An 18,008-nucleotide genomic window follows, 5' to 3' on the forward strand; every position below is an offset into this window, starting at 1 on the left:
GATGAATCGAAAGGGGAATGACTTTTGAAAAGATGGCTCTTATTTTTCCTTATGGCAACATTGACTTTAACTGGCTGTAACATGAATAAAGAGGACAGCAAAACCCAGCCGAAGCCGGATAAAGAAGTGACGGGCACTTTAGGAGAAGATCCGGATGTGCTAGTAACGAACCTGCATTCCCCATGGTCGATTCAGAAGGATAGGGACACAATGTATGTATCAGAGCGGACAGGAACCATCGTAGAATGGGACAAGGGGAAGATGACAAGGCAAAAGGTCCATCTTAATAAGACATTGTCCGCAAAAGCGGAAGCGGGATTACTTGGATTTTTGTTAACTCCCGATTTCTCCAAGAGCGGCCAAGCTTTCGCCTATTATACGTATGAAGAAGGCGGGGCTTCCTTCAATCGAATCATCATTTTACAAAAAGTTGGTGATGAATGGAAGGAGATGGAGACCTTGATTGACGGCATACCAAGCGGGGAATACCACCATGGTGGCCGGATCAAGATTGGACCGGATAAGAAGCTATATGCAACAACAGGTGATGCAAGAAAGCCGGAAATCGCACAGGATATTAATTCCTTAGGCGGGAAGGTTTTGCGCATGAATCTGGATGGCACCATTCCGAAAGATAATCCTTTCGGGAATTCATACGTTTATTCATACGGTCACCGCAATCCACAAGGTCTGGCGTGGGATGAATCCGGACAGTTGTATGAAAGTGAGCACGGGGACTCGGCTCACGATGAATTAAATAAGATTGATCCAGGTAAGAACTACGGCTGGCCAGAAATAGAGGGCGATGAGCAAAAACCTGATATGGTAAACCCGTTGATTCATTCCGGTGAGAAAACATGGGCCCCTTCTGGAATGGCCTATTTTGACGGAAAGCTTTATTTTGCTGCCTTAAGGGGCGAATCGGTTAAAAGTTATGATGTACAGAGCGGCAAGCTGACTAATATCATTACGGGTTTTGGGCGGATACGTGATGTATCCGTAGATGGAGAATTCCTTTATTTCATAAGCAACAATACGGATGGCCGAGGAAATCCTGATGAAAAGGATGATAAGCTTTATCGTGTGCCACTTTCCCGGTTAAAAAATATGTCCTGAAGTTTTCAATGAGAAGCTCGGAGATGTGGTATTTGTGTAATTCAAAATAGTTTTCGAATGAAATCATTCCGAAACGCAAAGATCAAATATCGGAAGCCTCGCTTTTTAATGGCGGGGTTCCCTTTTTGTTTATGGCCTCGAAGCATCGACCACGAAGAGCATGGCATGGCCCCGATTTGACCCATACAGTTTGCGGAACTCACGAGTAAAAGCGTGAAATTCACGAGTAAAACAGTAAAACTCACGAGTAAAAGCGCGAAATTCACGAGTAAACATGCGAAATTCACGAGTAAACGTGCGAAATTCACGAGTGTAGCAGAAATTCACGAGTAAACAGCGCGAAATCATGAGTGCAGCAGAAATCACGAGTAAACATGCGGAATTCACGAGTAAAACAGCAAAACTCACGAGTAAACGTGCGGAATTCACGAGTAAAAGCGTGAAACTCACGAGTAAAAGCGCGAAATTCACGAGTAAAACAGTAAAACTCACGAGTAAACAACGCGAATTCACGAGTAAACAGCGCGAAATCACGAGTGCAGCAGAATTCACGAGTAAAAGCGCGAAACTCACGAGTAAACGTGCGAAATTCACGAGTAAACAGCGCGAAATCATGAGTGTAGCAGAATTCACGAGTAAAAGCGCGAAACTCACGAGTAAACGTGCGAAATTCACGAGTAAACAGCGCGAAATCATGAGTGTAGCAGAATTCACGAGTAAACATGCGGAATTCACGAGTAAAACAGCAAAACTCACGAGTAAACGTGCGGAATTCACGAGTAAAAGCGTGAAACTCACGAGTAAAACAGCAAAATTCACGAGTAAATGTTCCAAATTCACGACAAGTGTTTTCTTCATCGAAGGCTGGACATTTCTAAAGAATAAGTTTATAGTTACCTAGGTAACTAATAAACAGGAGGAATACCTTTGTCCTTTCAAAATGGTTTTTTTCATCATAACTTACAATTTTCAAGGTCATTTACCAAAAAGTTAAATGAACAATTGGCTAAGGTTGATCTTTTTCATTCCCAGTGGCTGATTGTATATTATCTGAATCAGTATGGCTGTTCTACGCTTGTTGAAATAAGCACTTATCTAGATGTGGAGAAGCCGACGGTAACCCGGACGGTAAACCGTTTGGAAGAACTTGATTTGATTGAACAAATCCCAGGAAAAGATAAGCGGGAACGGAGAATACAGTTAACGGAAACTGGTGTAAGGACTTTTCAGGAGGCCAAAAAAGTGGTTGAAGAGTTTGAACTTCAATTAATGAGTGGTTTGGCTGAAGAGGATCGTGAGGCAACGTTACGAACTTTGACTTTCCTGAAGGAAAAATTAAAACAATAGTAAGGAAGAAGGATTGAAATGAATGACAAACCGAAATTGTGGACGAAAGACTTTCTGATTGTCTCGTCTGCGAACTTTTTTCTTTTTTTAACTTTTTATGTCTTGATGGTGACATTGACCATTTATACGATGGATAGCTTTCATGCGTCGCAAGCACAAGCAGGACTTGCCTCAAGTATCTTTGTCCTCGGGGCAGTGCTTGTCAGACCGATTGCAGGGAAAAAAATTGATAAGATCGGCCGCAGAAAAATGTTGCTTGGATCCTTGATTCTATTCCTGGCCGCATCCATTGGCTATTTCCTGGTGAATAGTTTACCCCTCTTATTGATCGATCGTCTTATTCATGGTTTTGCTTTTGGCCTTGCCACAACGGCAACTGGAACGATTGCTGCAGATATCATTCCGAATGAAAGACGTGGGGAAGGTACAGGCTATTTTGCCATGAGTACAAACTTGGCAATGGCATTCGGTCCGTTTATTGGATTGCTGATCACACAGCATTTTAGCTATTCGATCATTTTCTATGCTGCCTCTTTATTTGCCGCATTTTCTTTAGTCGCATCGTTGTTCATGAATGTGCCTGAAGGGGAAAAAGGCAGAGCTCTACCACAAAAGGGATTTAAAATCAGTGATTACTTTGAAAAAAGGGCCCTGCCCATTTCCATTTTTATCGGATTTGCCGGATTTACCTATTCGAGCATCTTGTCCTATTTAACATCTTTTGCAAAGGAAATCGATTTAATGGATGCGGCGAGCTTTTTCTTTGTCGTATTTGCAGTATTCCTTTTGGCATCCCGCCCGTTTACAGGACGAATGTTCGATGTGAAGGGGGAGAATGCAGTCATTTACCCATCGCTCTTCTTATTTGCCATGGGTATGGTCATCCTCAGCCAATCCCATCATGGTATCACGCTTCTGATTGCCGGTGCCTTTATCGGAGTGGGATATGGTACGTTCCAATCAAGCAGTCAAGCGATTTCTATCAAGGAATCCCCATCAAATCGGATGGGATTAGCCACATCCACGTTTTTTACAATGTATGATTTTGGTATTGGTGTTGGCCCATTCCTATTGGGCTTCCTTATCCCATTTACCGGGTTCAAAGGGTTATTCATGGGAATGTCAATCTTTGCATTCGCCCTTATCGGGATTTATTATTTGGCACATGGAAAAAAAGCCTCGGCAAGAAAGAAAATGCATCATGAGGAACGTTTGTCTGCTTAATTTTTTATATGTCTGTATAAAATAGGAAATTTAGGGGATGCTTTATAATGATTAATTTTCCAAATTATCCCCCTTTTCTCCGCCTGTTATCAGCAGGCGCTTTTTTTATGCCCATAAACAAAGAAACCGCCATATTGGCGGTTTCTTTAAAATTTATAGGTCCATAATCGTTCTTTGCGGATCCAGTCGAGAAAATCTGCATCCTGATTTTCGAATTTCTCTTTCCAATCGATCACCATCGCTTGCGTTTGCGAACGATGGGCAGTGAATGCAGCCACCTTTTTTTCTTCTACGGCAGATATATCATGGATGATATCGGGCTGTCCTAACTCATCGATGCAGTTATTGGAGAACGCGACACAATGAAGTTTAGGTCTCTCTTTTTCTTCGATTCTTTCCACAGCCCGAACCACAGCCCGTGCTGTTGCTTCGTGGTCTGGATGGACACTGTATCCTGGGTAAAACGTAATGATCAATGAAGGATTCAATTCATTGATAGCATCGGTAAATAATGAAGTCAGCTTTTCATCATCTTCGAATTCGATTGTCTTATCACGCAAACCGAGCATGCGTAAGTCCTGGATTCCAATCGCAGTTGCTGCATCGATTAATTCCTTTTTACGAATTTTAGGGAGCGATTCTCTTGTTGCAAATGGAGGATTTCCTAAATTACGTCCCATTTCTCCTAAAGTTAAGCATAAATAGGTGACGGGAGTGCCCTCTTCTCTATGAAGGGCAAGCGTTCCAGAGACCGAGAAGGCTTCATCATCGGGATGTGGGAAAATAACTAATACATGACGTTCTTTTTCCAAGGTATATTTCTCCTTCCGTTCTACTTACAGTGAGTATGGTTATCGGTGAATGGGAGTATTCATCGGAATAATATTAAAATATCAAGCAAGTTGTACTCATTCAAAGGGAGTAGGGCTGAGCTGCATGGAGACAGCAAGCTTCCCGGAAAAATCAAGTCCTGCCAACAGCAACCTACCTTGTTCATCCATTTCGAAGTGGTTAACGCCTTCTGCATATACCCAGCCAATATTGAGCTTTAAGCCGATGCGGTAGGGTCCATCCCCAACTATCTTCCCGTGTTCATACTGTATTAATGCATTACGAATATAAGCACCTGCCGAAAAGAAAGCTTCATCTACATGAGTGGCATAGGCACCATTTGTCGTTTCAAGGTGAAGATATACATCTTGTCCGGCGAAAGTATCAATAGCATTTTGCACCTCTGTACGGTCTATAGGTTTCATTCTATAATTTCCTCCTTAACTGGGCGGCTAGATAAGCTTTTCCTTCTTTCTAGTTTACTAAATAAAAACAAAAAAAGCGAAAAAGGCCGCTCGATGAATTTGAGCGGCCACTAAACTTGATGTTATTTTTGGGTGTTTTCAGCAATTCCATATTTATGGTATGCACCATGGTTGACAGGTCCTACATAGTCATTCATCTTCCAAGAATGGCGAACCGCTTCGGTAATGAAGTCCTTCGAAATGTGGATAGCCTCACGAGGACTTTTCCCTTCAGCCAATTGAGCTGCAATAGCTGCTGAAGATGAACAGCCGGCACCATGTGTGTTGGTTGTTTCAATTTTCTCGGATTCAAGGATCTCAAATTCTTTTCCATCATATAGAAGGTCGATGGCTTTGTCATTCCCCAGCTTATTACCGCCTTTGATCAAGACATATTTAGCACCAAGTGCATGAATCTTTTCAGCTGCACCCTTCATATCATCGATCGTCTTGATAGGTGCTGTCCCAGCTAACTGGGCAGCCTCGAACAGGTTTGGCGTAACTACTGTTGCACGTGGAACAAGAAGTTCACGCAAAGCTACAGCTGTTTCAGGGTGCAGCACTTCATCTTCACCTTTACATACCATAACTGGATCGATTACGACCTTGTCCAGTTTCAACTCATCTATTTTACGGGCAACAAGTTCAATGATTTCCACTGATCCAAGCATTCCCGTTTTCATGGCATCAATGCCGATTGATAAAATCGTTTCGATTTGGGCTTCCAAAACCTCAACCGGTGTAGGGAATACATTATGGGACCACCCATTCTTAGGATCCATCGTCACGATTGTCGTTAAAGCGGACATACCGTAAACGCCGAATTCTTGAAATGTCTTTAAATCTGCTTGAAGACCCGCTCCGCCGCTCGAATCCGATCCGGCAACTGTCATAGCTCTTTTCATAGTCATTATGTGACCTCCTCAGGAGAATTAGATATCGATATTATCAGCATACCAGGTATCCTATTTTTAGAATATACCAAAATTTCTTTTATGTAAAACTTAGTTGTCACCCTATATGAGTCCTTTAATAAGGAAATGGAAAGGCCTAGTCTGCTCCTTGGAAATATGCTTTGTCCAAACTTTTGATATATAAGCAAAGATGTGAAAGTGTCATTATTTTCAAAATTGATTTAAAATATTTAAATATAGGGACGCTTCATTAGGGGATGCATGTATTATAGCTTTACCGTTGGGTGCGGGATTAAACCCAAAATAGGGAGGTGATTCGTTTGGAATGGACTATGTTACTTTTAGCTGGTGGGAAATCAAGTCGTATGGGAGTGAATAAAGCTCTGTTGACCATAGGCGGCGTTACGAACATTTCAAGAGTGGCAGCCGAATTGAAAAAGGTGTCAGAAAACATTCTGGTCATTACCAATACTTTTGAAGATTATCGTTTTCTGCAATTTCCGTTAATACCGGATATACATAAGGATCAAGGACCTCTTGGCGGATTGCATGCAGGAATGACCGCTGCGAAAACGGAGCTTCAATTCCTTACGGCCTGTGATATGCCCTTTGTGAATGCGGCTGCCATAAATGATATCATTTCCTATTATGAACCTGAATTCGATGCTGTCATTCCGGAAATAAATGGCAGGATCCAGCCGCTTTTTGCTGTTTATCATAAAAGGTGTCTTCCTGTACTGACGGAGTGCTTATTAAAACGCAAGTTGAAAATGGGTCTATTTTTGGAAAAAATTTCGGTGAAAATCATGAAGGAAACCGACTTTAAGTTATATCACGAGAATCCTGAACATCTTCAACACCTTTTTTTCAATATGAATACGAGGGAAGATTATAAAGAGGCAGGGTATATTGATCAAACTGAATTATATATAAAGGATGGTAGACATGAATTATAAAATTTCAAAAGAGCCGATTGTCATCCAGGAAGTGATTGATAAAGTAGTAGAGCGGAATGCAGGTGCCGTCACGACCTTTATTGGTACAGTGAGGGAAATGACGAAAGGAAAAAAGACTCTTTTCTTAATTTACGAAGCATATGAACCGATGGCCATTAAGAAATTAGAGCAAATCGGTTCTGAAATTAAGGAGCGGTGGCCAGATTCGGAAACGGCAATCACCCATCGTGTTGGAAAACTTGAAATCACGGATATCGCAGTCGTTATTGCCGTTAGTACGCCACATCGAAATGATGCATATGAGGCAAACAGGTATGCCATTGAAAGAATAAAAGAAATTGTCCCTATATGGAAAAAGGAACATTGGGAAGATGGGGAGACATGGGTCGGAAATCAGTTGGAAACAGTTCCATATCCAAAAGGGAAACCGGAAGAGGTGGATATCAATGATTAATGTACTTTTATTTGCCCAATTGAAAGATGAGTTAGGCAAAGAGACTCTTTCTATAGAAGGAAATGGAATGAGTGTGGCCCAGCTTAAAGGCAAAATGAGGGTGGAATTTCAATTGGAAGGTCTTGAAACCGTGATGACAGCGGTCAATGAAGAATTTGCTGACGATGACACGATTCTATCTGATGGAGATACAGTGGCTTTCATTCCACCTGTCAGTGGAGGCTGAGCAAATCGGATGGGAGGGTTCATAGTGCAAGAGCGATATTCAAGACAGACTTTATTTTCCCCCATTGGTGAAGGGGGCCAATCGAGAATTTTGAAGAAGCATGTCTTACTTCTAGGGGCGGGGGCATTGGGGTCTGCTAACGCAGAGGCCCTTACTCGTGCGGGAGTAGGGAAGCTTACCATTGTCGACAGGGATTATGTCGAAACCAGTAATTTACAGCGTCAACAAATGTATACGGAACGGGATGTCGAGGAGAAACTGCCAAAAGCAGAAGCGGCAAAGCGCCATCTATTTGATATCAATCATGAAGTCGAAGTCAATGCCATCATTATGGACGCGACCGCCCAGAACCTTGAACAGCTGCTTGGTGATGTTGATTTGATATTGGATGCAACCGATAATTTTGAGACACGGATGATTATTAATGATCTGTCACAAAAGTTACAGATACCATGGATTTATGGGGCATGTGTGGGGAGTGTGGGCATGACTTTGACCATCCTTCCAGGACAGACGCCATGTTTGCACTGTTTACTTAAAGCTATCCCCATTCAAGGAATGACCTGTGACACAGGAGGAATCATATCACCAGCTGTAACGATGGTAGTGGCACACCAAACTGCTGAAGCTTTGAAAATCCTCGTTGAAGATTGGGAATCGGTTCGACCTGCACTTGTTACTTTTGATCTGTGGAGGAATCAATACCAAACCGTAAAATTAACAAAAGCGAGAAAGAAAGATTGTCTCTCTTGCGGAGATCAGAGGACATATCCCTTTTTAACTATGGAAAACGCAACGAAAACTGCGGTTCTTTGCGGTAGGGATACTGTACAGGTCAGACCGCCAAAACCTTTGAAACTGCAACTCGAGAAATTAGCCAAAGATCTGAACGGCAGTGGTTATTTGGTGCAATTCAATCCATTTCTTCTCTCTTGTGAAAAAGATGGGAAACGTATTGTCATTTTCGAGGATGGCCGGGCGTTGATTCACGGAACTAAGGATATGGTCCATGCAAAGGCCACATACCAAAGTATCCTGGGATAATGAATATAAAAAGCGAGGCTGCCGGTAGGGTGCCTCGCTTTTTATGAATCATATAGGGTAGTGGTTATCGGGTATTAGTGTGTAACACCGTCTTTATTATCTTGTTTGGAAGCAACGATGACGACTTTGCCTTCGTCAAGCACTTCCTCGTAACGTTCTGCTTCCATATCGCTAAGACCAAGGTTGCTCATTCGATTACGAAGTTCGTCTCCACGTGATTTAAAGAGATTTCCAACGGTATCAAGGAAGCCTTGTTCCTTCATGCCTACATCTTCTGTATTTGTATTCTCGGTAAGGTGCTTCGAACGGGTTTTATCATGGGCAAACAAATATACATCGTCCTTCGTATATCCTGATGTAGTTAATTCATCGATTTTTTCCTTTGCTTGTAAACCGTTTTCTACTACATGTACTTGATACATATAAACTCCTCCTTGAATTTCAATGTAAGATTCTCCTGGATATGGGTAAATGGAATCTTGCTTTATCATAGTTGTTGATTGGTTATAGTAGTATATAACCTTATTTGGGCATGTATAAACATTTTATATCGAAATATATTTAATAAGTGGTGAAGCGGAAAACCTTTTGTAAACGGTAGGTCAAGTATTTGAAGACAGGTAGTTTCTTTTGGTATTCACTGTAATCTACCGTGTATGTTCCATTTTGATTTGTCCAAAGTCTTTGAAAATAGTTATCGACATCATAAGAAACGTCCGCATCATTTGGAGCGTGGATTTCAACATTTGCTTCAAGATTATAGTCATCCAGATTGCGTGAGGTATAATTAGCCGATCCTCCAAGAATAATCGTTTCATTAGCCTTTTGGATCATCATCAACTTTGTATGGAACTGTTCTTTCTCTGTTTTGTACCAGCGGATCGAAATGTTTTCATCCCCCAGTTTTTCGAATTCAGCGGCAACTGGAAGATTAGGAAGACCGATTTTCTCACTTCCGAAAGCGTTTTGATTCGGATCCAATATCATTTGAATCTTCACACCCCGTTTAGCTGCATCGGTTAATGCCCCGACAACATCGCGATCGGCAATGTAGAACATGGCAAGATGGATCTTGTCGCCTTTTTGTACATCCTTTATTGCCTTAAGGACATGTTTATTGATTTTTCCTTCCGTTAGCAATTGTACCGATATTGGCCCTTTATCTGCAGATATCCCTTTTAATTCAGGAAATGACTTTGGGCCACCCGAAAATTTCGAAGTGGCTTCTTCTGCTTTAACAAAGTCGCCGATGATATTCCCATCCATCTGAAATGCAATATTGGAATGGAATCCACTCGCGTCATGAGGATTGGCTGATGAAATGATGGCCGTTTTTTCGGTAGCGACCACTTTTCTGTGATTGGCTTTAATGTTCATCAGTCTTAGATAAGAACGTAAGGTGACCTTTGGTGCGCTTTTAGCCATTGGATTCACAATCCATCCTTTCCCGCTTTCACCGAACCATTGGAAAAAGGTCCGATATACACCTGAATAGAGAGGATTCGGATCCCGAAGCCGGTCTAAGTTGGTAACGATGACCTCAATGCCATTTTTCTTCATCGTTTCCAATGCCTCTAACTGGTAGGCATTATAGGAAGTATTCACCTCATCAGTAATGAATATAACCTGGAGGTCAGGTTTCTTTTTCTTCTGTTCAACCAGTTTATCCTTCAGATTCTCGGTTAACTTTGGAAAGTTTATCTTTTCATCATAAAAAGCATTAAACAAAAACATATCGATTACGACAAAAGAATCTGCGTCTTCTATGGCTTGATATATGGTTTGGAAAATTCGCTGCTCATGTTGCAGATTCCCTTGCTCATCGTGATAGGAAAGGTCATAAATGAAATCAATATCCTCGACATGATGAACCTTCCCTTCATAAGAAATGCCATCAGGGAGAGGCTTGTAGCTGTTATAGTTGATTACGGCTGTAATGACGATCACAATGCTGACAAGCAGATAAAATCGTTTTCTTTTGTACCATTTTTTCATAGGGAATCCTCCAACATGAATAAATTGATTGCTAACTATCTAATTTCCCACTTTAGGGGTATATAGAAACATAAATCGTAATCTATGGAAAAAGGTAAAGCGATTAAGTTTGATATAATATAGTTTCAAAAAGTGGAAAGGGGCTGTGGCAAATGGAAAATCAATTATTAACAAATGATTGGTGGCCTCTATTGGAAGAGGAATTCAAAAAAACATATTACAAGGAGCTAAGGGGATTTATAAAGCAGGAGTACAGTCAGCAAGTCATTCACCCGGATAAGGATGATATTTTCAATGCGTTTCACTATACTTCTTATAAAGACGTAAAGGTTGTCATCCTTGGACAGGACCCTTATCATGGCCCGGATCAAGCACATGGCCTTAGTTTTTCAGTTAAGCCGGAGGTTCGCATCCCACCTTCTTTAAGAAATATCTTTAAAGAGTTACACACTGATCTAGGACATGAAGTTCCTGATAATGGTTACCTTGTTGAATGGGCGGACAAGGGAGTGCTACTATTGAATACCATCTTGACTGTCCGCGAGGGAGAGGCTCACTCACACCGCGGAAAAGGGTGGGAAACCTTTACGAATCAAGTTATTCGCCTATTGAATGACCGTCCGAAACCCGTTGTATTCATCTTGTGGGGGAAACCTGCCCAAACTAAAATCCCCTTGATTGATGAAACCCGTCATAAAATCATTAAGTCCGTCCATCCGAGTCCATTGTCGGCCTCCCGTGGTTTCTTTGGCAGCAAACCTTTTTCCAAAACAAATCAATTGCTGATGGAAATGGGGGAATCCCCAATTGATTGGAAAATCTCGAAGCGATGATTGGGGCGAGAAAACGGAACGGGTTAATTGTATGGCGTGCAGTCATTTCTATATAACTTGGGATCCCAATTTTCCGAAGGGCTGCCGTGCTTTTCAATTCAAAACACCAAACCTGCCCTCCCTTGATGTCTTTCGTTCTTCAGGACAGCCATGCTTGAAATTTCAATCCAAGCCAATTAAAAAGTAGGGAATATGCAAGGTGTTTTCTTCTCTGATTTTTGCTATGCTAGTTATGAAAGTTTTGACCTGTATATAGACGAGGTGGTAAAGTTGGATATTTCATCAAGACAAATGTTAAATAAAATCGAAGAGCTTGTTTTGAAAGCGAAACAGGTAAATTCAGAGGATAAGGTACAGGGGTATGTAATCGCCATTAAATCCCTTTGCGAGGTAATGGTAGATGAAAAAGCTGGGAACATCAGCATTCCAAACCCTAACCCAATCACATTGACCCAACCCGTTATGTCGGCTACATCGAATGTAGAACCGGTTAAAATGGATGAGGCAAATGGGGAGTCCTTGTTCGATTTTTAAATTAGGGAAGGGAAGGCGAAATAATAGTGAAACTGTTCATCATTTTAGGTGCATTGAATGCGTTTATTGCTGTAGCACTAGGTGCATTCGGTGCACATGGACTGGAAGGGAAGATTCCTGATAAATATTTAGAAATATGGAAAACGGCAGTTCAATATCAAATGTTCCATGCTGTGGGTTTATTAGTGCTCGGTTTATTGGCTGGGAAGATTTCAAGTCCGCTAATCAACTGGTCCGGCTGGCTTATGCTAATAGGAATCATCCTGTTTTCCGGAAGCCTATTCGTTCTAAGCGTTACGCAAATCAAAGTCCTGGGGGCCATCACTCCACTTGGCGGTGTCTCATTCTTGGTTGCTTGGGTCCTAATGGCCATTGCTGCATATAAATACTTGTAATGAAGGCAGCTGACCTTCTTAGGTCAGCCTTTTAAGACTCCATTTTGGAAAAAAGGTCATCCCAATAAAGAAGAGCCTCAGAATCAAATAGATTCTGAGGCTCTTCTTTATAGAAATTTTCTTCACCTTGGCGAATAGGTGGCAAGCCCAGCGCCTCCAAATGGATACTCATATTCGATTTCTTCATCGAAGGTTATATAATCTAAGTATACCATCGGGATTAAGAATCGTTTTCCTGTTTGAGGGTCGCTAATGATCAAATGATCGCGCCCTGCAGCCTCGATGATTCCTTTGAAGATCTTTGCATTCCATTCCTTGTTGTTTTCAAACGTGGTATAAACAGTGACTAATTTCCCTTTATTCAAACGCAATATGTTCTCGATGTACGATGCTTCGACTGGAAGCATGCCAGGTACCTGTGGTCCGGAAGTGGCTGGATTCATCGGCATGGGCACTTGTTGTGGAGTACCTGCCTTAGTGGGCAGTTGTGGCTGGTATGATGGCTGTTGGTATGCTTGTTGCTGGTAAGGAGCCTGCTGCTGCCGCTGGTCAAACTCATTGTTTTCATAGGGGTAATAGGGGTTTCCACCGTACGGGTAATTACCATAAGGGTTATTTTGTGACATTGCATTCCCTCCTAAAAGGTTTATTGGATTTTGTGGAATTTGGACAATCCGAGAATGTAGACTGGGAGAAACAGTGCGATTTATAGCGACCGGTAGTATTGTATTTGTTTACGGCTCTTCTGGACAATCCCCGGGTGGCTTTAAAAACCACAATGAATTTTAAGTGATACTTAACGGTTGCGTTCATGATTCAGGTCATATCCTCTTGTCGGCTAATGAATAGAAGTAACGTTCCTTCACCTCGCTGGAGTCAGGAATTGCCTTGGTCAATTATCCTGATGCTGAATGGACTGTAAAAAAAATAAATTCATCACTATTGAAAATGTATGGGATGTGCAGTGGATTTATTCCAAAGCCGGGGAAAAATAAAAGGGAGGGGACGCAAAAAGAAAAAAAGCTTCCGGAAACCGGAAGCCCATCGCCTTATACGTATAAGAAAGAAGTAACGTTTTCTTCCGGCAGGATATTGCCTACAAAGAAAGAACCAAATGCAGCGTAACGTGCACTCACTTCATCAAAACGCATTTCATAGATCAATTTTTTAAATTGAAGGACATCATCTGCGAATAGTGTAACGCCCCATTCATAATCGTCAAAACCGACAGAACCGGAAATGATCTGTTTTACTTTGCCGGCATAACTGCGGCCAATCAAGCCGTGTGAACGCATTAAGCCTTTGCGTTCTTCCATGGAAAGCATATACCAGTTGTCATCTCCATCACGACGCTTGTCCATCGGATAGAAGCATACATGTTTCGCTTTTGGAAGTATCGGATAAAGTCTAGAACGAACATGAGGGTTCTGATAAGGGTCCTCACCATCTCCACCTGCTAAGTAATTGCTTAATTCCACGACGGAAACGTATGAATAAGCGGGAATTGTATATTCGGCTAGCTTCGTTTTGTTGAATTCGTTTTCAATTGCATTCAATTCTTCCATGGTCGGGCGGGCAAACATAAGCATGAAGTCCGCTTTCTGACCAACGATGGAATATAGGGCATGGCTGCCTTCATTGTCACTTTGTGTCATATTCCATTTATCCAGTAAACCTTGGAATTCTGAAATAGCTAATTGGCGTTCGTCACTTGATAACGTTTTCCAAGAAGTCCAGTCGATCAAACGGAAATCATGTAAACAATACCAGCCGTCCAGTGTTTGTGCTGCTTCACTCATTTCGATTCACTCCTAAGTCTTTTAATAACTTTAAATATACCATAGTTTCAGTATAAGGAAATTTATATCAACCCGCAAACACCATCACTGTTTTTCGGTGTTCAAACAATTTTCAAATTTGCGGATTGGGAGGGACCAAAGTGGCTGGAATTTACCTGGCTGCTAGAGTATTCTTAAAAGTAGACGACTAGAAGTTTACCGAATGGTTAAATATAGGGAAAACAGGGGAAACGTATCTGAAAAGGAGGATGAGCCAGTGAGTGATTTATTTGAAATATTGGAATCGAAAGTTATGGGGCATAATTTAAAGATCGTTTTTCCAGAAGGATTGGATGAACGGATTTTGGGAGCGGCAGGCAGGCTTGCCAAAGCGAAACTAGTGACACCAGTATTGATCGGGGATATCGGGTTGATTCAAGAGAAGGCGAAAGATTTAAAAATCTCCCTTGATGCAATCGAAATATATGATCCGAAGAATTATATCATGATGGATGAAATGGTTGAAGCGTTCGTGAAGGTCCGTGACGGTAAAGCTACTGATGTACAAGCACGGGAAATCTTAAAGGATGAGAACTATTTTGGAACCATGCTCGTCCAAATGAAACTGGCACATGGAATGGTGAGTGGTGCAACGCATTCGACTGCCGATACGGTACGTCCTGCCCTAAAGATCATCAAAACAAAGCCAGGCGTCAATAAAACATCGGGCGTATTCATCATGGTCCGGAACGAAGAAAAATATGTGTTCGCGGATTGTGCGATTAATATAAACCCTAATTCTCAGGACCTGGCTGAAATTGCTATAGAAAGTGCGAAGACTGCACTAATGTTCGATATCGAACCGCGTGTGGCGATGCTGAGCTTTTCTACGAAAGGGTCGGCAATATCCCCCGAGACCCTAAAAGTCGCAGATGCTGTCGAATTAGCAAAAGAAATGGATGCTCAAATCATTCTGGATGGGGAATTTCAGTTTGACGCGGCATTCGTTCCTTCGGTAGCAAGAAAGAAAGCACCGGATTCTCTTATTCAGGGGGATGCGAATGTTTTTATTTTCCCAAGTCTCGAAGCAGGGAATATTAGCTATAAGATGGTACAGCGCTTGGGTGGCTTCGAAGCGGTCGGTCCGATCCTTCAGGGGCTGAACCGTCCTGTAAATGACCTTTCGAGGGGATGCAGTGAAGAGGATGTATATAAACTGGCTGTCATTACAGCGGTACAAGGGTTTGTGGCGCAGTATCAATAGGCAGCATGAGGATTAAATGTAGAGGGAGATTCATATGAGTGAAACAGATTCATTATTAATGCAGCAAGAGTGGCGGGTTATTGATCAATCTTCCGTTGGACCTCAGTTTCCTGCTCTGGAGTCCTTTGCAATGGATGATACATTTTGCACTTCCGTAGGTTCAGGTAAATCAGCGGCAGTGGCCAGAGCGTGGGTACACCATCAAACCATCGTAATGGGTATACAGGATACGAAGCTGCCTTTTCTTAAAAAGGGTTTGGAACATTTAGAAGAGCAGGATTATCAGGCCATCGTACGGAATTCTGGAGGGCTCGCAGTCGTGTTGGATGAAGGGGTCCTTAACTTTTCGCTCATCTTTCCTGAAAACGATCAGAAAATTGAAATCAATCGTGGATATGATGCAATGTGGGAGCTTGTCCAATTGATGTTTTCCGATTTCCAAGTCAATATGGAGGCAAGGGAAATCGTCGGCTCATATTGTCCTGGAAGTTATGATTTAAGTATAAATGGGCAAAAGTTTGCCGGTATATCCCAACGCAGGATTCGCAATGGCGTAGCTGTTCAAATCTATTTGTGTGTCAATGGAAGCGGGGCTGAACGTGCAAGTCTCGTGAAGGGTTTTTATGATGCAGCTAAAGGAAATGCAGAAACGAAATTCGCCTATCCTGATATCGACCCTTCGGTAATGGCGTCCCTTTCAGAATTGTTGGGGGTGCAATTGAGCGTTCAGGACGTGATGCTCAGATTCCTTCATGTATTGAAGGCACATAGCGGAAGGATATTCTCTGACACTCTTTCTGTTGAAGAATGGCCGTTGTATGAGGCATATTTGAAAAGAGTGGTAGAACGAAACGATAAGGTATTCGATTCATTAAATGTTTGATTTGCAAAAAGCCGTTCCAGTAAGTCAGGAACGGCTTTTTGCATTTAATACGACTTTAGCATTCACTGAAACTGTGAAGGGGAATGTATGATAGGTAGCAGAGATATAATCAACGAGCGTTTTTAGACGATTTTATTCCTTTTTCTTGGAACCATGAAAAAAAGAGCCTTGTTTAGGCTCCTTCTTTCGGATGAACTTTGGTGATTCGGCCATTAGCATGTGGTTGATCTATGTAACTGAACCCCACATTATCTTATTACTCAGCCATTTTTTCCAAATTGCCATTCCGGTCCATCTTGAACTTAGTTGCCGGACGTTCCTCTTCCTCTAACAAGACCAGCTTCCTTGCCCGATTCATGATATTCATTAAAGTTTCATAATCTTCCTGCATCAAGCCGCTGTTTTGTTCAAGGTGGCTGATTTTATTCTCCAAATCTTCGTTTCGCTTTTTCAGCCCTTTGATTTCAAGCTTCAATCTTTCATTTTCGGTTTTTAATACTTCGGCTTGAAGCATACGGCCGTTCATAGATTCCAAATAGGCGATGACGGTATCAAGGTTCATGGCCTTTTCCAAAGTCACAGGAGTGTGCTGTGGTTTAGGGGGGAGTGCTTCAGCCACAACGAATTCTTCTGCTGCTTCATAATTGGTAGTATCGACTTCGGATTCCAACTCTAGTTCCACTTCTTGTTCATGAGGTACCATTATGTCAGAAATCGTAGGGGACGGCGGAGTATAAAGAAGCCGTTTTTTCCCTCCTTGATCTTTTCCAAGAATCCTTTGCCGCTGCTTACGCTGTTTCTTGGCAAGGGATAGCGCTTTGTCATAATTATGGCGGACAACAGCATTCCAGCGGAATCCGCATGCGGCAGAGGTGCGATTCAACTTATCCCCTACCTCTTCAAAAGCATTCAGCTGAGTGCTGCCTTCCCGCACATGGCGCAATACCGTTTCTGCCAAAAGCAAATCATCTTCTTCTGTCCAGGCATCTTGACGAACCTTCATTTCTACATACTCCCTTTCTGGTAACTTTTAAAATAAACAACTATATAAAATATCGTGTAGCAGGATTAATGGAGTGCTCTACTAGCATTTTGGACAAAATCTGGATTTTTTATACAAAAAGGTTAAAAGGATACTAGTTTTTTGATGAATTACATCATTTGCTAGCGGCGGCCCCTTCTTTTTCACATCATCCAGCCCTCTTGATATTCATAAGTAGAAACGGTAAAATACCCTTTAGTTATATAAATGGAATGAAACATAGTTTGTCATGGAAAGGATGGTGACCGGAGGATGTCCAATGAATTCAGAGTGTGCGATGACTGCTTGGCGGTAAACATTAAAACATTAATCCCCCGTCTTGAAAAGCTTGATCCCGACGCGAAAATCGAAGTGGGCTGTCAATCCTATTGCGGTCCTGGCAGAAAGAAGTCTTTTGCCTTTGTCAATAACCGTCCAGTTGCTGCACCGACAGAAGACGAGTTACTAGATAAAATCAATAAAAAACTAAAGTAGGATCCATGATATATAGGTAGAGTGGATTATTTGCTTTTGATAAATGGAACAAGTAATCATCACCCAGATTCAACACACTGCGGTGATTTTTTATTTCCTTATTTTCGAAACAAAACCAGACTGAAACTTCCGTTTTCTTACAAAATGACCCCTCTTACTAGCAAGGTGGAAGTTAGGTTTTTTTGTCAAAACACGCTATAATGTGTGCATCGAGATTATGAAAAAGAGGGTAGT

23 protein-coding genes are annotated in these 18,008 nt (G+C 41.9%); 14 read left to right on the top strand and 9 right to left on the bottom strand.

The features are described 5' to 3' along the window. Positions 1 to 24 precede the first annotated feature (24 nt). On the top strand, positions 25 to 1,116 hold the full coding sequence (locus AC1DVK_RS07225) for a PQQ-dependent sugar dehydrogenase (protein WP_477626147.1): 1,092 nt from the start codon (positions 25 to 27) through the stop codon (positions 1,114 to 1,116). A 129-nt stretch (positions 1,117 to 1,245) separates the two neighbouring features. Here AC1DVK_RS07225 and AC1DVK_RS07230 read toward each other — a convergent pair whose 3' ends face one another. Further along, a complete protein-coding gene (locus tag AC1DVK_RS07230; protein WP_477626148.1) occupies positions 1,246 to 1,464 on the bottom strand; it encodes a hypothetical protein in 219 nt (72 codons plus the stop codon). On the opposite strand from AC1DVK_RS07230, the gene AC1DVK_RS07235 reads away from it, so the two are divergent. From AC1DVK_RS07235 to AC1DVK_RS07245, 3 genes are read left to right on the top strand one after another with little or no spacing between them, the layout of a single operon-like run. Further along, positions 1,463 to 2,017, top strand: coding sequence for a hypothetical protein (locus AC1DVK_RS07235; protein WP_477626149.1), 555 nt, complete (start codon positions 1,463 to 1,465; stop codon positions 2,015 to 2,017). The genes AC1DVK_RS07230 and AC1DVK_RS07235 overlap by 2 nt on opposite strands. 26 nt (positions 2,018 to 2,043) lie before the next feature. After that, positions 2,044 to 2,463 carry a MarR family winged helix-turn-helix transcriptional regulator gene (locus AC1DVK_RS07240; protein WP_089362052.1) on the top strand — a complete coding sequence of 140 codons (420 nt, stop codon included), beginning with the start codon at positions 2,044 to 2,046 and terminating at the stop codon, positions 2,461 to 2,463. Positions 2,464 to 2,481: 18 nt separating this feature from the next. Next, positions 2,482 to 3,687, top strand: coding sequence for an MFS transporter (locus tag AC1DVK_RS07245; RefSeq protein WP_410860643.1), 1,206 nt, complete (start codon positions 2,482 to 2,484; stop codon positions 3,685 to 3,687). Between the two features lie 146 nt (positions 3,688 to 3,833). On the opposite strand, the gene bshB2 is transcribed toward AC1DVK_RS07245, so the two are convergent. The 3 genes from bshB2 to pdxK form a co-directional block, all read right to left on the bottom strand. Next, entirely contained in the window at positions 3,834 to 4,499 is a 666-nt protein-coding gene (gene bshB2, locus AC1DVK_RS07250) for a bacillithiol biosynthesis deacetylase BshB2 (RefSeq protein WP_477626150.1), read from the bottom strand. Between the two features lie 96 nt (positions 4,500 to 4,595). Then, positions 4,596 to 4,943, bottom strand: coding sequence for a YojF family protein (locus AC1DVK_RS07255; RefSeq protein ID WP_061465802.1), 348 nt, complete (start codon positions 4,941 to 4,943; stop codon positions 4,596 to 4,598). A gap of 122 nt (positions 4,944 to 5,065) precedes the next feature. Continuing rightward, entirely contained in the window at positions 5,066 to 5,893 is an 828-nt protein-coding gene (gene pdxK, locus AC1DVK_RS07260) for a pyridoxine/pyridoxal/pyridoxamine kinase (protein ID WP_176431819.1), read from the bottom strand. Positions 5,894 to 6,216: 323 nt separating this feature from the next. On the opposite strand from pdxK, the gene mobA reads away from it, so the two are divergent. The 4 genes from mobA to AC1DVK_RS07280 are packed head-to-tail and all read left to right on the top strand — an operon-like array spanning position 6,217 to position 8,576. Further along, positions 6,217 to 6,852 (top strand): molybdenum cofactor guanylyltransferase, encoded by a 636-nt coding sequence (gene mobA / locus AC1DVK_RS07265; RefSeq protein ID WP_477626151.1) that lies wholly within the window; start codon positions 6,217 to 6,219, stop codon positions 6,850 to 6,852. Further along, on the top strand, positions 6,842 to 7,306 hold the full coding sequence (locus AC1DVK_RS07270) for a molybdenum cofactor biosynthesis protein MoaE (RefSeq protein WP_061465799.1): 465 nt from the start codon (positions 6,842 to 6,844) through the stop codon (positions 7,304 to 7,306). The genes mobA and AC1DVK_RS07270 overlap by 11 nt, the downstream gene beginning before the upstream one ends. Beyond that, positions 7,299 to 7,532 (top strand): molybdopterin converting factor subunit 1, encoded by a 234-nt coding sequence (gene moaD, locus AC1DVK_RS07275; RefSeq protein WP_061465797.1) that lies wholly within the window; start codon positions 7,299 to 7,301, stop codon positions 7,530 to 7,532. Before AC1DVK_RS07270 ends, moaD begins: the two co-directional genes overlap by 8 nt. Positions 7,533 to 7,556: 24 nt before the next feature. Beyond that, positions 7,557 to 8,576 (top strand): MoeB/ThiF family adenylyltransferase, encoded by a 1,020-nt coding sequence (locus AC1DVK_RS07280; protein WP_061465795.1) that lies wholly within the window; start codon positions 7,557 to 7,559, stop codon positions 8,574 to 8,576. Positions 8,577 to 8,650: 74 nt separating this feature from the next. On the opposite strand, the gene AC1DVK_RS07285 is transcribed toward AC1DVK_RS07280, so the two are convergent. Next, the gene (locus tag AC1DVK_RS07285) at positions 8,651 to 8,998 is read right to left on the bottom strand and encodes a YflT domain-containing protein (RefSeq protein WP_061465792.1); all 348 of its coding nucleotides are present in this window, start codon (positions 8,996 to 8,998) and stop codon (positions 8,651 to 8,653) included. 139 nt (positions 8,999 to 9,137) lie between these two features. After that, positions 9,138 to 10,571, bottom strand: coding sequence for a phospholipase D family protein (locus AC1DVK_RS07290; RefSeq protein WP_477626152.1), 1,434 nt, complete (start codon positions 10,569 to 10,571; stop codon positions 9,138 to 9,140). Between the two features lie 152 nt (positions 10,572 to 10,723). Here AC1DVK_RS07290 and AC1DVK_RS07295 point away from each other — a divergent pair, with 152 nt between their 5' ends. The 3 genes from AC1DVK_RS07295 to AC1DVK_RS07305 all read left to right on the top strand — a co-directional run bounded on the left by AC1DVK_RS07295 (position 10,724) and on the right by AC1DVK_RS07305 (position 12,333). Continuing rightward, positions 10,724 to 11,404, top strand: coding sequence for a uracil-DNA glycosylase (locus AC1DVK_RS07295; RefSeq protein ID WP_089362047.1), 681 nt, complete (start codon positions 10,724 to 10,726; stop codon positions 11,402 to 11,404). A gap of 192 nt (positions 11,405 to 11,596) precedes the next feature. Further along, positions 11,597 to 11,938: a YwdI family protein gene (locus AC1DVK_RS07300; protein WP_477626153.1), complete on the top strand. Its 342-nt coding sequence runs from the start codon at positions 11,597 to 11,599 to the stop codon at positions 11,936 to 11,938. Positions 11,939 to 11,964: 26 nt separating this feature from the next. Then, positions 11,965 to 12,333: a DUF423 domain-containing protein gene (locus tag AC1DVK_RS07305; protein WP_061466320.1), complete on the top strand. Its 369-nt coding sequence runs from the start codon at positions 11,965 to 11,967 to the stop codon at positions 12,331 to 12,333. Between the two features lie 122 nt (positions 12,334 to 12,455). Here AC1DVK_RS07305 and gerQ read toward each other — a convergent pair whose 3' ends face one another. Both gerQ and hemQ read right to left on the bottom strand, forming a co-directional pair. Then, entirely contained in the window at positions 12,456 to 12,959 is a 504-nt protein-coding gene (gene gerQ, locus AC1DVK_RS07310; protein WP_477626154.1) for a spore coat protein GerQ, read from the bottom strand. 423 nt (positions 12,960 to 13,382) lie between these two features. After that, complete coding sequence (gene hemQ / locus AC1DVK_RS07315; protein WP_061465782.1) at positions 13,383 to 14,132, bottom strand: hydrogen peroxide-dependent heme synthase; 750 nt, start codon at positions 14,130 to 14,132, stop codon at positions 13,383 to 13,385. Positions 14,133 to 14,388: 256 nt separating this feature from the next. On the opposite strand from hemQ, the gene pta reads away from it, so the two are divergent. After that, positions 14,389 to 15,375, top strand: coding sequence for a phosphate acetyltransferase (gene pta / locus AC1DVK_RS07320; RefSeq protein ID WP_089362112.1), 987 nt, complete (start codon positions 14,389 to 14,391; stop codon positions 15,373 to 15,375). 34 nt (positions 15,376 to 15,409) lie between these two features. Then, positions 15,410 to 16,258, top strand: a complete 849-nt coding sequence (lipL, locus tag AC1DVK_RS07325; protein WP_410860636.1) for an octanoyl-[GcvH]:protein N-octanoyltransferase — start codon at positions 15,410 to 15,412, stop codon at positions 16,256 to 16,258. Positions 16,259 to 16,514: 256 nt separating this feature from the next. Here lipL and AC1DVK_RS07330 read toward each other — a convergent pair whose 3' ends face one another. Further along, on the bottom strand, positions 16,515 to 17,261 hold the full coding sequence (locus AC1DVK_RS07330) for an RsfA family transcriptional regulator (protein WP_061465778.1): 747 nt from the start codon (positions 17,259 to 17,261) through the stop codon (positions 16,515 to 16,517). Between the two features lie 291 nt (positions 17,262 to 17,552). Here AC1DVK_RS07330 and AC1DVK_RS07335 point away from each other — a divergent pair, with 291 nt between their 5' ends. Further along, positions 17,553 to 17,774, top strand: coding sequence for a YuzB family protein (locus AC1DVK_RS07335; RefSeq protein ID WP_048683566.1), 222 nt, complete (start codon positions 17,553 to 17,555; stop codon positions 17,772 to 17,774). The last annotated feature ends 234 nt before the right edge of the window (positions 17,775 to 18,008 follow it).

The organism is Peribacillus sp. P4_B1, assembly GCF_056402395.1.

Excerpts from the sequence above, each read along its gene's own strand:
- AC1DVK_RS07290 (WP_477626152.1), bottom strand. The coding sequence starts at position 10,571 with ATGAAAAAATGGTACAAAAGAAAACGATTTTATCTGCTTGTCAGCATT.
- moaD (WP_061465797.1), top strand. The coding sequence starts at position 7,299 with ATGATTAATGTACTTTTATTTGCCCAATTGAAAGATGAGTTAGGCAAA.
- AC1DVK_RS07295 (WP_089362047.1), top strand. The coding sequence starts at position 10,724 with ATGGAAAATCAATTATTAACAAATGATTGGTGGCCTCTATTGGAAGAG.
- AC1DVK_RS07235 (WP_477626149.1), top strand. The coding sequence starts at position 1,463 with ATGAGTGCAGCAGAAATCACGAGTAAACATGCGGAATTCACGAGTAAA.
- AC1DVK_RS07285 (WP_061465792.1), bottom strand. The coding sequence starts at position 8,998 with ATGTATCAAGTACATGTAGTAGAAAACGGTTTACAAGCAAAGGAAAAA.
- AC1DVK_RS07230 (WP_477626148.1), bottom strand. The coding sequence starts at position 1,464 with ATGATTTCGCGCTGTTTACTCGTGAATTTCTGCTACACTCGTGAATTT.
- hemQ (WP_061465782.1), bottom strand. The coding sequence starts at position 14,132 with ATGAGTGAAGCAGCACAAACACTGGACGGCTGGTATTGTTTACATGAT.
- AC1DVK_RS07245 (WP_410860643.1), top strand. The coding sequence starts at position 2,482 with ATGAATGACAAACCGAAATTGTGGACGAAAGACTTTCTGATTGTCTCG.
- AC1DVK_RS07335 (WP_048683566.1), top strand. The coding sequence starts at position 17,553 with ATGTCCAATGAATTCAGAGTGTGCGATGACTGCTTGGCGGTAAACATT.
- AC1DVK_RS07330 (WP_061465778.1), bottom strand. The coding sequence starts at position 17,261 with ATGAAGGTTCGTCAAGATGCCTGGACAGAAGAAGATGATTTGCTTTTG.
- pdxK (WP_176431819.1), bottom strand. The coding sequence starts at position 5,893 with ATGACTATGAAAAGAGCTATGACAGTTGCCGGATCGGATTCGAGCGGC.
- AC1DVK_RS07300 (WP_477626153.1), top strand. The coding sequence starts at position 11,597 with ATGCAAGGTGTTTTCTTCTCTGATTTTTGCTATGCTAGTTATGAAAGT.
- gerQ (WP_477626154.1), bottom strand. The coding sequence starts at position 12,959 with ATGTCACAAAATAACCCTTATGGTAATTACCCGTACGGTGGAAACCCC.
- AC1DVK_RS07255 (WP_061465802.1), bottom strand. The coding sequence starts at position 4,943 with ATGAAACCTATAGACCGTACAGAGGTGCAAAATGCTATTGATACTTTC.
- AC1DVK_RS07270 (WP_061465799.1), top strand. The coding sequence starts at position 6,842 with ATGAATTATAAAATTTCAAAAGAGCCGATTGTCATCCAGGAAGTGATT.
- lipL (WP_410860636.1), top strand. The coding sequence starts at position 15,410 with ATGAGTGAAACAGATTCATTATTAATGCAGCAAGAGTGGCGGGTTATT.